General features: G+C 62.1%; 14 protein-coding genes. 11 read left to right on the top strand and 3 right to left on the bottom strand.

The features are described 5' to 3' along the window. Positions 1–10 precede the first annotated feature (10 nt). Together IEW17_RS09075 and IEW17_RS09070 are read right to left on the bottom strand one after the other, a co-directional pair. A complete protein-coding gene (locus IEW17_RS09075) occupies positions 11–1,822 on the bottom strand; it encodes a pyruvate dehydrogenase complex dihydrolipoamide acetyltransferase (RefSeq protein WP_188561725.1) in 1,812 nt (603 codons plus the stop codon). Positions 1,823–2,000: 178 nt separating this feature from the next. After that, positions 2,001–2,621 (bottom strand): histidine phosphatase family protein, encoded by a 621-nt coding sequence (locus tag IEW17_RS09070; protein ID WP_188561724.1) that lies wholly within the window; start codon positions 2,619–2,621, stop codon positions 2,001–2,003. Positions 2,622–2,768: 147 nt separating this feature from the next. On the opposite strand from IEW17_RS09070, the gene IEW17_RS09065 reads away from it, so the two are divergent. The 11 genes from IEW17_RS09065 (at position 2,769) to IEW17_RS09015 (ending at position 13,530) form a co-directional block, all read left to right on the top strand. Further along, a complete protein-coding gene (locus IEW17_RS09065) occupies positions 2,769–3,206 on the top strand; it encodes a hotdog fold thioesterase (protein ID WP_188561723.1) in 438 nt (145 codons plus the stop codon). Then, complete coding sequence (locus IEW17_RS09060) at positions 3,206–4,450, top strand: chorismate-binding protein (protein WP_188561722.1); 1,245 nt, start codon at positions 3,206–3,208, stop codon at positions 4,448–4,450. The genes IEW17_RS09065 and IEW17_RS09060 overlap by 1 nt, the downstream gene beginning before the upstream one ends. 155 nt (positions 4,451–4,605) lie before the next feature. Beyond that, on the top strand, positions 4,606–6,774 hold the full coding sequence (locus tag IEW17_RS09055) for a M28 family peptidase (protein ID WP_229748911.1): 2,169 nt from the start codon (positions 4,606–4,608) through the stop codon (positions 6,772–6,774). 48 nt (positions 6,775–6,822) lie between these two features. Further along, positions 6,823–8,577, top strand: coding sequence for a 2-succinyl-5-enolpyruvyl-6-hydroxy-3-cyclohexene-1-carboxylic-acid synthase (gene menD, locus IEW17_RS09050; protein ID WP_188561720.1), 1,755 nt, complete (start codon positions 6,823–6,825; stop codon positions 8,575–8,577). Between the two features lie 112 nt (positions 8,578–8,689). Continuing rightward, on the top strand, positions 8,690–9,514 hold the full coding sequence (gene menB / locus IEW17_RS09045; RefSeq protein WP_188561719.1) for a 1,4-dihydroxy-2-naphthoyl-CoA synthase: 825 nt from the start codon (positions 8,690–8,692) through the stop codon (positions 9,512–9,514). Positions 9,515–9,817: 303 nt separating this feature from the next. After that, entirely contained in the window at positions 9,818–10,333 is a 516-nt protein-coding gene (locus tag IEW17_RS09040) for a DUF6155 family protein (RefSeq protein ID WP_188561748.1), read from the top strand. 65 nt (positions 10,334–10,398) lie between these two features. Continuing rightward, positions 10,399–10,998 carry a hypothetical protein gene (locus IEW17_RS09035; RefSeq protein ID WP_188561718.1) on the top strand — a complete coding sequence of 200 codons (600 nt, stop codon included), beginning with the start codon at positions 10,399–10,401 and terminating at the stop codon, positions 10,996–10,998. A 127-nt stretch (positions 10,999–11,125) separates the two neighbouring features. After that, a complete protein-coding gene (locus tag IEW17_RS09030) occupies positions 11,126–11,575 on the top strand; it encodes a hypothetical protein (protein WP_188561717.1) in 450 nt (149 codons plus the stop codon). 54 nt (positions 11,576–11,629) lie between these two features. Then, complete coding sequence (locus IEW17_RS09025; RefSeq protein WP_188561716.1) at positions 11,630–12,739, top strand: AMP-binding protein; 1,110 nt, start codon at positions 11,630–11,632, stop codon at positions 12,737–12,739. A 240-nt stretch (positions 12,740–12,979) separates the two neighbouring features. Further along, positions 12,980–13,339 (top strand): hypothetical protein, encoded by a 360-nt coding sequence (locus IEW17_RS09020; protein WP_188561715.1) that lies wholly within the window; start codon positions 12,980–12,982, stop codon positions 13,337–13,339. After that, complete coding sequence (locus tag IEW17_RS09015; protein ID WP_308420608.1) at positions 13,291–13,530, top strand: trypsin-like peptidase domain-containing protein; 240 nt, start codon at positions 13,291–13,293, stop codon at positions 13,528–13,530. Before IEW17_RS09020 ends, IEW17_RS09015 begins: the two co-directional genes overlap by 49 nt. Positions 13,531–13,625: 95 nt before the next feature. On the opposite strand, the gene IEW17_RS09010 is transcribed toward IEW17_RS09015, so the two are convergent. Beyond that, a complete protein-coding gene (locus IEW17_RS09010) occupies positions 13,626–14,330 on the bottom strand; it encodes a hypothetical protein (protein WP_229748910.1) in 705 nt (234 codons plus the stop codon). Between the last annotated feature and the right edge of the window lie 34 nt (positions 14,331–14,364).

The raw sequence follows: 14,364 nt of genomic DNA, 5'->3' as shown, positions 1-14,364 counted from the left end.
TATCATTGGCTCAAATCATCAGGCGCATAGGGTCTTCCAGCAGGCTTTTCAGCGTTTGAAGGAAGGCCGCACCGGTGGCACCGTCCACCACGCGGTGGTCGCAGCTCAGCGTCACCTTCATGATGTTGCCGATAGCGAGTGCGCCGTCTTTGACAATGGCGGTTTGCTTGATACCGCCCACGGCCAGAATGCAGGAATCGGGCGTATTGATGATGGCCGTGAATTCATCGATGCCAAACATGCCCAGGTTCGAGATGGTGAAGGTGCTGCCCTCCCACTCGGCCGGCTGCAGCTTCTTGGTTTTGGCTCGGCCGGCCAGTTCTTTTACTTCGGTCGCGATTTGGGCAAGACCTTTCTGGTCGGCGTTGCGAATCACGGGCACGAGCAGGCCTTCGTCCACGGCCACGGCTACACCGATGTTGATAAGCTTGTTCTGGCGAATTTTATCGCCGAGCCACGAGGAGTTCACCACCGGATGCGAGCGCAGTGCAATAGCCGCCGACTTCAGCACCAAGTCATTAAAACTCAGCTTAATGGGCGACAACTCATTGAGTTTCACACGAACCTCGATGGCCTTGTCCATGTTGATTTCCATCGTGAGATAGAAATGCGGGGCCGTAAACAGGCTTTCCGACAGGCGCTTGGCAATCACCTTACGCATCTGCGACACGGGCGTGTCGGTGTAGGTATCGGCTGCCGGAGCTGGGGCGCTACCGGCGGGCTGGACGGCTGGAGCAGCGGCGGGCTGAGCAGCCGGAGCAGCCACAACGGCCGGAGCAGCCGCTGGCGTGGGCGCAGGCGCGACCGCCGTTCCGGGCTGGAAGTTCTCCACGTCGCGCTGCACAATGCGGCCGTTATCGCCGCTGCCTACTACCTGGGATAGGTTGATGCCCTTTTCCTTGGCAATGCTCTTCGCCAGCGGCGAGGCCAGAATGCGACCGGTAGTAGCCGGAGCCGCAGCCGGCTGGGCCGGAGCGGCTGATTCTGCCGGGGCCGGGGCCGGGGCAGCAGGTTCAGTTGGCGCATTTTCTGCCGGAGCAGGAGCTGCTGCCGGAGCAGGAGCTGCGGCGGAAACCGCAACTGCGGCGGCCCCGCCGGCTTGGCCGCCGAGCAGGGATTGAATATCAGCGCCTTCCTCGCCGATGATGGCCAGAATGCCATCGACAGCTACGGCTTCGCCGGCTTTGGGGCCGGTGTAGAGCAGGGTGCCGTCCTCGTAGTTTTCGAGCTCCATGGTGGCTTTGTCGGTCTCGACTTCGGCCAGAATATCCCCGGATTTCACTTTGTCACCCACGTTTTTCAACCAAGCGGCAATGGTGCCTTCGGTCATCGTGTCGCTCATCTTGGGCATGCGCACCACGGTGGCTTTTTTGCCATTGGCGGGCGCGGCCGGAGCTGCTGGTGCAACAGGAGCTGCCGGAGTAGCGGCGGCGGGTGCAGGAGCCGGAGCAGCGGCAACTTTAGGCGCTTCCAGTGCGGGTGCGGGTGCTGCGGCGGGAGCCGGCGCAGGCTCGGCTTTGGGCGCTTCAGCGGCCGGGGCCGCGCCGCCGCCCTGGCCGCTGAGCAGGCTGGAAATGTCTTCGCCTTCCTTGCCCACAATGGCCAGGATGCCATCAACCGGCACCGAATCATTCTCTTTGGGGCCAATATAAAGCAGGATGCCGTCCTCGTAGTTTTCGAGCTCCATGGTGGCCTTGTCAGTCTCGACCTCGGCCAGAATGTCCCCGGATTTAACTTTATCACCCACTTTTTTGAGCCAGGCCGCGATGGTCCCTTCGGTCATCGTGTCGCTCATTTTGGGCATTTTTATGATTTCGGCCATCGGATTTGTCGCGCTTGTATAGAAGAGGCCAAAATTAGCCCGAAAAGTTGGGGAGGGCAATGTTATGGGCAGGAGAATGAAAGCGCTGGCCCAAATAACAATACAGCGTCAGGCTTCACCTGGCGTCCGCGTAGTTGAAGCCTGACATTCGGACTACATCAAAGCAACCAACCGCAAATCAGCCCGCGACCTGCAGATGCGAAACGTCCAGAAAATTCTTGATAGTGAAAACCGTGCCCGTAAACTCCAGCTTGTACAGGCATAAGTTGCTGTGCTCGAAACCTTCCATGTAGCTGAGCGGGTAGTTCAGGAGCTGGCAGAGCAGCACGCGCATGGCCCGGCCGTGCATGCAGACGAGCACGGTGCGCTCGTCGTCGCGCGATTTCAGCAGCTCGATGACGGGGCGCTGGCGGGCGGCTACTTCTTCGGGGCTTTCGCCACCGGTGAGCCGGCCGTCGGTACTGCCGGCCGCCCAGCCGGCCAGCACTTCGCGGTATTCGGCGTCTTCTTCCAGGGTAATGCGAGTGCCTTCGCGCACGCCCCAGCTTATTTCGTTGAGGCCGGCGTGGGCTTCGTGCGGGTGGCCGGCATCCAGAAACCGCTGCACCGATTCCTGGGTCCGGCGCAGGGCTGAGGTATAAACCTTATCGAAGGGCACGTGGCCGTAGGCGGCGTAGAACTGCGCGGCCTGGCGGCGGCCCATCTCATTCAGGCTCGAATCGATGCCGCTGCCCTGCACAATGCCTTGCACGTTGAAATCGGTCTGGCCGTGGCGCAGGAGAAAGATGGTTCGGGGCATTACGCTGCGTGGTAGTTTTGTGCGACCGTGCGTCAACAATCCTACAAAGTACGGGGTTTAAATCCCGACCGTTGACCGGCAACACCCGAATATCACCCACGACTGCGAAGTTATTTGCCGCGCAGTCTGCCCGCCTGCCCTTGCCCCATGACCCTGGAAGAAGTGAAGCGCTGGACCGCCTCCCGCCCCACCCTGGCCGATGCCCTTGGCATTGAAATCACCGCCGTGGCCGATGACTACCTCGAAGGCCGCATGCCCGTGGATGGCCGCACCCACCAGCCCATGGGCCTGCTGCACGGCGGCGCCTCGGTGGCGCTGGCCGAAACCCTGGGCAGCATTGCCGCCGCCCTGCGCCTGCCCGACCGCACCACTCAGGCCTGCGTGGGCCTGGAAATCAACGCCAACCACCTCAAAGGAGTGCGCGATGGCTGGGTGCGCGGCCGGGCCACCCCGGTGCACGTGGGCCGCAGCACCCAGGTGTGGGAAATCCGCATCACGCACGAGGAAACCGGCGCGTTGGTGTGCATCAGCCGCATTACTATGGCCGTTATCGACCTGCCGGCCGCCCAGAGCACGCAGGCCTGATGGGCGTAATTGAACCCCGCCAGCTGCCGTGGCCAGCCGGGGCCGCCGGCCTTCCGGCCGAGGCCCGGCTGCGCCATTTGGCCGCCGGAGCCCTGCGCACCGGCCGGCCGCTGGCCCTGTGGCGCGAACCCGGGGCCGACCACCCACGCCTGCTGATTGCCCGTTCCCTCGAAGCAGCTTACACCGGCCTGCCGCCTGCGCTCGATGAGCAGGCCCCAGCGGGCTTTGCGTTTTTTCCCTTTCGCGACTCTGACCACAACCCGGCCCTGTTTCTACCCGCCGATGTGGGCTACGACCTGACCCAGCCAGACTTCGTGACCGTGGCGCTGGCCGCCCGCGACCTCGTGCCCAACCTCACCGCCTGGCTGGCCGCCGCCCCCGCGGAGGTGCTAGCCTGGCACTACAGCCCGCGCCCAGCCCCCCACGCTGCTACCGAAGCCGAATACAAGCAGTTTGTGCGCGAGGGCGTGACGGCCATTGCGGAAAAGGAAGTGATGAAAGTAGTGACTTCGCGGGCCGCCCGCCGCCCGCTGCCCGCTGGTTTCGACCCACTGGACGCGTTTCTGGAACTGAACCGGAAGTACCCACAGGCGTTTGTGTCGCTGGTGAGCGTGCCGGGCATTGGTACCTGGCTGGGGGCCACGCCCGAGGTGCTGGCCGAAGTCACGGCCGATGGCACGTTCCACACCATGGCCCTGGCCGCTACCCAGCCGCTGAAGGCCGATGTTTCGCCGCGCACAGCCATTTGGCGGCAGAAGGAGATTGAGGAGCAGGCCCTGGTGGCACGCTACATCGTAAACTGCTTCAAGCAGCTGCGGCTGCGCGAGTACCACGAAACCGGCCCGCGCACGGTCATTGCCGGCCAGCTACTGCACTTGCGCACCGATTTTGAAGTGAACCTGCGGCAAGTGCCCTTCCCCAATTTGGGCACCGATATGCTCCGGCTGCTGCACCCCACGTCGGCCGTGGGCGGCATGCCCAAAGTAGCGGCGCTGCAGTTTTTGCAGCAGCACGAGGGCTACGACCGCGCCTACTACAGCGGCTTTCTGGGCCCGGTGAACGTGGCCGCGCCCGGCGTGGCCCGCCTCTACGTGAACCTGCGCTGCCTGCAACTACGCCCCGATGAGGCCATTCTCTACGCCGGTACTGGCCTGACGGTGGACTCCGACCCGGCGCGGGAGTGGCAGGAAACCGAGATGAAACTGCAGACCGTGGGTGCGGTGGTCGCAGTTGCCGCTTTCTAACATTGGTCCCAAGACGAGTTAACGAATCGAGGAAAATGTTTCGCGGCGCCCAGCATGGTGTTCGTTCCGCACGGCGTCAGAAATAGTTGCCCTTTGCGTTGGCCCTGCCCCTTCGGCCAATACCTTCGCTTCAACATCTGTCCAAATTCATTCACTTGAAGCAACGTCCCGTGCTCATGCGTTTTTATACCATGTTATTACTGCTCATCGGCTGGGCTGAACTAGCTGCGGCGCAGTCGCCGGCGTTGCTGCAGGCCTATGCCCGCACCAGTGCAGTGGCGGGCCGGGAAGAGGAAGCCAGCCGGTTTATAGAATCTTTGTTTAAGGCCGGGACGTTGCAGCGCGACCGGCTCGGCAACGTGGTGCTGGTGTTGGGCCGCGGCACCCCGCGCCGCCTGCTGGTGGCCCCGCTCGATGAGCCGGGGTACGTTGTGAGTCAGATTCAGGACAACGGCTATTTGCGGGTAGCGCCCGTGGGCGGCGGGCAGGTTGGGCCGCTGTTTCATCAATTTTTGGAAGGCCACGATGTTCGGATTATAACCGAGCGCGCCGCCGTCAACGCCATTTCGTGCGTGCCGTCGTCGCACTACGACAACCAACGGGCGGAACCAGAGCGGAACAAAGCGCCTTTTTCCTGGCAGGCCGCTTTTTTGGATGTGGGCGCGGCTTCGGCAGCCGACGTGGCCCAGCAAGGCATCCGCTTGCTCGACCCGCTCACCCTCGACAAACAACCCGCTCTTATTGGGCAGCAGTGGGTAGCGGCCCCGGCCATGAAAGCCAAAGCCGCCGCCATGGCGCTGGCCACGGCAGCCCAAACCCTGGCGGCAGCGCCAGTGAAGGGCACGGTGGTCATCGCCTGGACCACCCAGGAATTGCTGAATGGCAAAGGCTTTGAGGCCGTGGCCAACCAGTACGGTCCTTTTGAGGAAGTGTACCGCTTCGACCGGACGCTCGCAACCGAGGCCACGGGCACCGGGCAATTCTTGGCCACCCAAGCGCTGCTGGCTGCCGGACCGGGGCAGGTGCTCGTGCAGCCTCCCCGCCCGGGCCGCAAGCCGGTGCTGCCCAATGCCAAACTCGCCACCGCCCGCACCATCTTGCTGGGGCTGCCCGCCCGGTACGCCAATACGCCCGTGGAGGCCGTCGCGGTGGCCGATGTGCAGGAGCTCGCCAAGGCTTGGCTGCTGGCAGCCGAAGCGCCAACCGCGGCGCTGGTGGCGCTGCCGCTGCCAGCCGCTGCCGCCGGGCCTGCGCCCCCGGCCCTGTTGCCGTCGGTTAAGCTGTTGGCGGGCCTGGTGGCCCAATATGGCGTGAGCACCGCCGAAACTCCGGTGCGGGAATTCATCGCCCGGCAGCTACCGGCCTGGGCCAAACCGGTGGTAGACCAAGCAGGCAACCTGACTATGACGTTTGGGCAGGGCAAGCGCCACCTCGTGTTTGTGGCCCATATGGACGAAGTGGGTTTCATGGTCGACTCCATTCGCCCCAACGGCCGCTTGGTGCTCGCCCTAAAAGGCGGGGCTTTCCCCTGGCTTTGGGAAGCCCAGCCGGCCCTGCTGCACACCCCCGGCCAGGCCGATATCGCGGCCGTATTTGAGCCGCGACCGGCCTACATGCAGGCCACAAAAAGCACCTTTACCATCCCGCTCACGGTTTTTGCGGGCTATACTTCGGCCCAGCAGGCCCAGGCGGCAGGCATCCGCCCGGGCAGCACTTCCGTGACCATGCCCAAGCAATTGCGGCCCTTGGGTGCGCGGCGCGCAGCGGCGCGGGGTCTCGATGACCGGGTGGGGTGCGCGGCCCTGCTGCTGAGCTTACAAGGGCTGGACCCCGCCAAGCTGCCCTGCCGGGTTACCTACGTGTGGTCGGTGACCGAAGAAATTGGGCTGCTGGGCTCGGCTTTCGCGGCGCAGCAGCTGCAGGATGCCACCGTGGTGTATCCAATCGACACGTTTGTATCGTCCGACGCGCCCCAAGAGTCCCAGGCGTTTGGCTATTGCCCGCTGGGGCAGGGTGCCGTTATTCGGGTGTTGGAAAGCCCCAACTTCGCCCCGCGCAACTTGGTACGCGAAGTGCACGCGCTGGCCGACCGCAACCAAATACCCATTCAGGAAGGCATGACGGCCGGTGGCACCGACGGGCTGGAGTTTCTGAATTACGGCATTCCTTCCGTTCCACTTTCCTGGCCCGGCCGCTACTCCCACTCGCCCGTAGAGGTACTGGATTACCGCGACATGGACAGCTTGGTGCGCCTGTTGCGGGCATTGGTGCTGCCACCAGCCGCAGCCAAGTCCGCATCGCAGGTCACCAAACCACGACGCTAACCACGGCCGCCACGCGCCGCCTTTCGCATTTTTGACTGCCACCATTTCATGACAATTCAAGCCGTTTATAACATCGCTGAAATCTGCGCCCGCCACGGCATCACCGACGTAGTGCTCTCGCCCGGCTCGCGCTCGGCCCCGCTCACGCTGGCCTTCGCCCGCCACCCGGCCCTGACGGTGCGCGTGGTGCCCGATGAGCGGGCGGCGGCCTTCATCGGCCTTGGCATTGCGCAGGCGCAGCGGCGGGCGGTGGCGCTGGTGTGCACCTCCGGCACGGCGGGTTTGAACTACGCGCCGGCCGTGGCGGAGGCTTTTTTTCAGCAGATTCCGCTACTAATTTTCACCGCCGACCGGCCGCCCGAATGGATTGACCAGCTTGATGGGCAGACCATCCGCCAGCACAATTTGTACGGTGCCCACGCCAAGGGCGCATTCGAGTTTCCAGTTGAGACTTCACACCCCGATGCCAAGTGGCATTCGGCGCGAATAATTAACGAGGCCATAAATCTGGCGCAAGCCGCGCCGGCCGGGCCGGTGCAGGTGAACGTGCCGTTGCGCGAGCCGTTTTATCCGAAGGCGGGGGAGGAAATTCGGTATGAGCAGGATGTGAAGATTATTCGGGAAACTCCCGCAATTTTTTTAATATCCGAGACTGAAATAGCCGAATTGCGACAGCATATTCAGCAAGCCAAGCAAGTGTTGGTAGTATCCGGACAACACCAAGAAGATGCACAGCTTAATGCGGCGCTGGAAAACTTTCAGTCAGTTTTTGGAGCAACCGTAGCTGGTGATTCAATTGCTAATATTCGCAGCCATTCCGATTCAATAATTACGAATCAGGATATTTTCTTGACGGGGTTTAGCCAGGAACAAAAGTCCTTTTTGAAACCTGATTTATTAATTACGTTCGGGCAGTCACTTATTTCCAAAAGCCTTAAACTGTTTTTGCGGGACAGTGCTCCGGCACAGCATTGGCACATTCAGGCCAATGGCTCCGCAGCCGATACTTTCCGTTCCTTAAGCCGCCTTATTCGCACCGAGCCAACAGATTTTTTCCAAACTCTGACGAGTGCAATCGCGCGTGGCAGCTCAGCTGCAATGGCTAAATCTGGCTTCAACCTAGCTTGGACTTCGGCCCAGCAACGTGCAGGAACCGCTTTGCAGGATTTTTTCAGCAGCCAAGGAGATAGACACCAGGGCTTTCAGACAGTTTTTAATGAGTTTTCGGCATTTGCCGATACGTTGGCTTCCGTACCTGCGAACACCGCCCTGCATCTCGCCAACAGCATGGCCGTGCGCTACGCCAATATCCTAGGCATCCCGCAAGGCCGGCAAATTGAGGTTTTCGCCAATCGCGGCACCAGCGGCATCGACGGCTGCACCAGCACCGCCGTGGGCGCGGCCCTGGCCCAGCCCGACCGCCCGGTGGTGCTGCTCACCGGCGACGTGGCGTTTTTCTACGACCGCAATGCCTTCTGGCACAACTACCCGCTGCCCAACCTGCGCGTAGTGCTGTTCAACAACCACGGCGGCGGCATTTTCCGCATGATTGACGGGCCGCGGCAGCAGCCGGAGTTGGAGGAGTTTTTTGAGACCCGGCAGGCCCTAACGGCTGAGAACACGGCGCGGGATTTCAACCTGCGCTATTTCCCGGTTTCGTCGTTTACTGAACTCGAAGCCGCGCTACCGGTTTTCTTTGCAGCCGAAACCGGCGCGGCGTTGCTGGAAGTCTTTACCGACTCAAAAACCAACGCGGCATTTTTTGAAGAATACCGTAGTGCGGTAAAACAAGCCTTTTCGTAACTGTCATGCTGACGAAGGAAGCATCTTATCACGGCTGCTTTCGTCGGATTTAGTAACCCCAGCGGCGCGGACGTGATAAGATTCTTCGCTGCGCTCAGAATGACAACCTTATATGACCGAACCCATTAGCTGGACCCCGATTAAGGAGTTCAAAGAAATTCTCTTCACGCAGTTTGGCAGCATCGCCAAAATCAGCATCAACCGGCCGCAGGTGCACAACGCCTTCACGCCGCTCACGGTGCAGGAGATGATTGAGGCCATGCGCACGTGCCAGGACCGCACCGATATCGGCGTGATTATCCTCACCGGCGAGGGCGGCCGGGCCTTTTGCTCGGGCGGCGACCAGAGCGTGCGCGGCCATGGCGGCTACGTGGGCGAGGACACCGTGCCCCGCCTCAACGTGCTGGAACTCCAGAAAATCATCCGCTCCATTCCCAAGCCGGTCATTGCCATGGTGGCGGGCTGGGCCATCGGCGGCGGCCACGTGCTGCACGTGGTGTGCGACCTGACCATCGCGGCCGACAACGCCCGCTTCGGCCAGACCGGCCCCAACGTGGGCTCGTTCGACGGCGGCTTCGGGGCCTCCTACCTCGCCCGCGTGGTGGGCCAGAAGAAGGCCCGCGAAATCTGGTTCCTCTGCGACCAGTACGACGCCCAGGAAGCCCTCGACATGGGCCTGGTGAACAAAGTGGTGCCGCTCGATAAGCTGGAGGAAACCACCGTGGCCTGGTGCCACAAGATTCTGCAGAAAAGCCCGCTCGCGCTGCGCATGCTCAAATCCAGCTTCAACGCCGAGCTGGATGGCCAGGCCGGCATTCAGGAACTGGCCGGCAACGCCACGCTGCTCTACTACCTGAGCGACGAAGCCAAGGAAGGCCGCAACGCCTACATGGAAAAGCGGCAGCCGGACTTCTCGAAATTTCCAAAATTTCCGTAAGGCGCGGCTCGTTCCCCGCCGGCACAAGGTCCGTCGCATTTCGTCCGCGAAGCGTGACGGGCCTTTTTTTGGTTGGCGATGCGCGGACGCGCGCTGGCCGTTGCGACCGGCCGGGCAGCAGCCGCAACGCTTGTTTGACAACATGGCGGCGGAAGTACTTCTATGAAATATTCGCACAAGGTTTAGTATCAAGAGTTCTGTTGAACCCGAGTGCTAAAAAGCCCTGCCTATCGCCAAGCCTCAACAAATGCTGCCCTAAAGCAACCCTTGCGAAACCTATACTTTTACCAGCCGACAATACTGATGGGACTCACCGACCTGAAAAAAGAGCTGAAAATACTGGACAAGGACCAACTCGTTGCCCTGATTGCCGATTTGTACAAGAAGAACAAGGCGGCCCAGGAGTACCTGGATTTCTACGTGCAGCCCAACGAGCGGGAACGGTTCGAAAAGTACCGGACCAAGGTGGTGGAGGCCTTTTTCCCCAAGCGCGGGTATCAGCTCCGGCTGCGCGAGGGCAAAAAGGCCGTCAGCGACTTTCAGAAGCTGGAACCGGCGGCGGAGCTGCTGGCCGACCTGCTGCTCGTATTTGTGGAGACGGGCGTGCGGTTTACCAATGAGTACGGCGACATCGACGAGGCTTTCTATACCAGCCTGGAAAATACGTACGCCAAGGCCCTGACCCTGATGCAACAGGAAAAGCTGCTGGTTCAGTTTGCGGCTCGCACGGCGCAGATAGTACGCGACACCCGCGGCATCGGCTGGGGCTTTCACGACTACCTGACCGAGACGCGGGAGGAATTTTACCCAAAAAAATGAGGCCGTCAGCCTTTCCGGATGCGCCGGATGCCCTTCAGCCAGTAGTAAAACGCCACCGAAGCAGCATGAACAAACCCCTAACCCCCAAACAAGCGGAGCGGCTCCGCGAGCAAATCGCTGACGTGAAGCGGGTGCTGGCCGCCGAAAAGCGCCGCTTCGGAGACTACGACGACAGCCAGGGCTACCGTTATTTGCCGCCGAAGCTGTACGTGCAGCTGGGCGATTACGCGGGCGGCCTGCGCTACGTGCGGTGGTTCGATAAAAACTTCGGCGATGATATCGGCTATCCCGACTTTTTGTTTGAATGGACCATTCTACTCTTCAAAAACGGCCGGTTGCGGGACGCGGAGCGCAAGGCGGTGCAGACGTATTGCCTCAATACGTACCTGTACGACCAGTTTTTTGGTCGCCCGCTGGTGCCGCTTGCCAAGTGGGAAGGCTCGAACCTGGAAATGCCCTACCTGGCCGAGCAGCTGCCCTATTCGAGCCAACAGCCCGCACTGGCCGATTTTGCTGCTTGGCTGGGCCAGTTTGAGCACTCAGAGGAATACGTGGCTTTCACGACGCGCTTCGTCCAGCTCCGCCAGCAGCTGAAGGTGGCCGACGGCTACGAAACCCGGCGGGCCTTGCTCGACGAGCTACGCGGGCTGGAAACCGGGTTTTGACCGCGGTGGCCGGCGCGAACCGACGGCCGGGCCGGGCCGCGTCCCGCAGCTGGCAAACCGACGGCCGCTCGGGCGGGTTACTTGTTGCACTTGCCACGGCAGGAAAAAACATGCCTTATTTGCACTCGTGACGGACGCTGACTTTCACCAGGCTATTGGCCGCATCCGCCGGCGGCACTGGCTGCACTACCCCGTGCAGGCCCTGCTGATGGTGGGCGGCATCCTGGCCGGCAGCAGCCAGGCCGCTGTGGGCCCCACGCTGGAGCCCCGGCTGGCCACCTGGCCGACGCTGCTGGGGCTGCTGGCCCTGCTGCCGGTGGTGGGCGGGCTGCTCTACATCGTGTCCCGGTACCTGCGGCCCAACCTGCGGCGGCCGGCCGAAGAAAACCTGCGCATCTATCAGGGCCGGGTGGTGCTGCGCAACAGCCTGCTGGGCCTGCTGGCCTTGCCCCTGCTCGTCTCGTACGCCATTGGGCACCACCCGCTCGACCTTGCTTTGGGGGGTATGATACTGGTGGCACTAGGTTGGCAAACGCGGCCCTCAGCCCAAACGTACCAGCAATGGCTGCTTGGGTAGCACCGGGCCGGTCCTGCTGGCGGTATTTGTTGCTCTTTTAATGTGGTGATTTATATGTCTGTTGCTTCCGCCAACCTCCCTACTTCTCTCCTGCTCAACGGCCGCGAATACGCCTACGCCGCCATCCGCGAATACCCCGCCCAGCTGGATGGACCCGTGAACGGCTATGAAGCCAAGGTGCTGGATTTCATCCGGCAGTGGCTGAATGGCACCCAGGAATTCAGCCTCACCACCTCCGGCAGCACCGGCCCGCCCTCGCCCATCGTGCTGCGGCGGCGGCAGCTGGAAGCCTCCGCCCGCCGCACCGCCGACTTCTTCGACCTCGGGCCCGGCGACCGGGCGCTGGTCTGCCTCAACTGCGAATACATCGGCGGCATGATGATGCTGGTGCGCGGGCTGGAACGCAACCTGCACCTGACCATCGTGGAGCCGCACGCCGACCCTTTCAGCTACGTGGCGGCCGATGCGGAATTCGATTTCACGGCCTTTGTGCCCTTGCAGTTGAAAACCGTGCTGGCGGCTGGCCACGCCCCGCGCCTCAATCAGATGAAGGCCCTGCTGATTGGTGGGGCACCGGCCGACGCGGCGCTGCAACAGGAGCTGCAGCCCCTCACGGTGCCGGTGTGGCTGACGTATGGCATGACCGAAACCTGCTCGCACGTAGCCCTGCAGGGGCTCAATGGCCCGCAAGCCACCACCGCCTTCCGGGTGCTGCCGGGCATCGCGGCCGGGCAGGACGAGCGCGGCTGTCTCACCCTGCGCGGCGACGTGACCGACGACCAGCTCATCATTACCAACGACGTGGTGAATTTGCGCGATGCCCACACCTTCGAGTGGCTGGGCCGGGCCGATTTTGTGATAAACTCGGGTGGCGTGAAGGTGCCGGCCGAGAAAGTGGAGCTGGTGCTGGACGTGGCCTTGGCCGAAATTGGGGCCGGGCGGCGCTGCTTCGTAGCCGGCCAGCCCGATGAGCGACTGGGCCAAACCGTGACGGCTTTCATTGAAGGGCCGGCGCTTTCCGCTGGTTTGGAGGAGGAATTAAAGGCGCTACTGGCCGGGCGGCTGGGCCGCTACGAACAGCCCCGCCAACTGGTCTACGTGCCCGAATTCCAGGTTACGGCCACGGGCAAGCTCAACCGGGCAGCCACGCTGCGCAGCTTGTAGCACAACGCCACGGTTCAGCCCGGAAAAATACTTGACCGCTTGGAAGAATAACGATAGGCCTGGGGGGAATTATGTGGTGAAGCTGTTTAGAAAATCGATTTTTTTGAGCGTTTGTCATCCTGAGCTTGCGAAGGACCTTGCCACGGCTGGCTGTTTGTAGTAATCCCTTCGATGCGGCCGTGGTAAGGTCCTTCGCAAGCTCAGGATGACAGAATATTCGACTTTCTAAACAGCTTTCACATGAAAAGACCTTTTACGCCAGTTTTCAGTGGAATTCTCGTTGGCACATTGCTGCTGCAAAGCTGCGCTACCATCATTGCAACCCCCTTTCAGACGGCGCGCGTGGTGGCTCCGCCCGCCGGCAGCACGGTGTACGTGAACGACAAGGAGGTTAAAACCAAACCCATTGCGGGCAGCAACGACGTGAAAGTGCGGGTGGCTGATGGCCTGACGGCCAAGGGCCGCGTGGTGCGGGTCAATGCCGAAATGGGCCTGGCGCTCATCAAAATTGATGCGGATGGTTTCTCCACCTTTCGACTGCCCAGCGTGAGCTGGGCCAGACTGTCTCGAAGGGCATCATCAGCGGGCGGCGCAAAATAGAGGGCCACGCGCTGCTGCAAACCGACGTGAGTATCAACGGCGGCAACAGCGGCGGGGCCTTGGTAGCCCGCTCGGGCCAGCTGCTGGGCATTGTGAACGCCAAGCTGGTGGGCCGGGGCATCGAGGGCATCGGTTTCGCCATTCCGGCCGAGCAGGTGACCGAGGCGTTGCAGCTCAAGTTTATCGACTAGTTGAAGCGGCGGGCGGGCCGGGCGTTGGCATAGCTTAAGGAGAAAACGGCCGGCTGTCCTCGGGACAGCCGGCCGTTTTGCGTTGCGCGCACGGCTCAGTCGGGCCGCATGTTGGACTGCGTAAAGAGCGGCTCCTTGTCTTTCATCACCTTAATCAACTCGCCCAGAAAGACGTTGCCGCGGAGGTAGAAAACGGGGCCGTTCAGCTCTTTTTGGATGGCGGCGGGCACGAATACCGGCTGCCGCCAGCCCAGGCCCGTGCCCACGCCAGCCCAGCGAAACACCCGCAGCTGGGCGGCCATCGCGGGCTCCACTACACCCAGGAAGTCATGGGGCGTTTTGTCGAGGTCGCCGGCGGCGTTTTGGTAGCGAACGTAGGCCGAGCCCGTGCCCAGCTGCAGGTTGGCGCTGAGCTCCCAGCGCTTGGTTTCGAGCAGCGCGTAGCCGGCATACACGGCCAGGTAGCGGAAGCGCAGCTCGGCGTCGGCGTCCTCGGCGGCATTCTCGGGCTTGGCCCGGCGGGTAGGCACGCCGGTGCTCAGGAAGTAAATGGCCGCCCCGGTCCGGAAGCGGTTTTTGAACTCGATGCCCAGCTTCAGGCCGTTGATGGTGGTGAAGTGGCGATTGATGATGGAGTAGCGGGAGTCGTACTGGGCCACGAAGCGGTTGTGGGGCAGGCGCAGAATGGCGGGGCGGCGCAGGACGGTATCGGCCCGCGGAACCGGCGCAGACTGGGCCTGCGCGCCCACCGGCAGCAGGACCAGACCCAACAAAACAACGCGCACAAACCACTCCATCACGAAACTACTAGGGGCAACCGCCGGAAACCACTCC

Source organism: Hymenobacter frigidus, assembly GCF_014640435.1.
GTDB lineage: Bacteria > Bacteroidota > Bacteroidia > Cytophagales > Hymenobacteraceae > Hymenobacter > Hymenobacter frigidus.
Note: the sequence above shows the minus strand (reverse complement) of the source record. Positions and strands in the feature narration are given on the sequence as shown.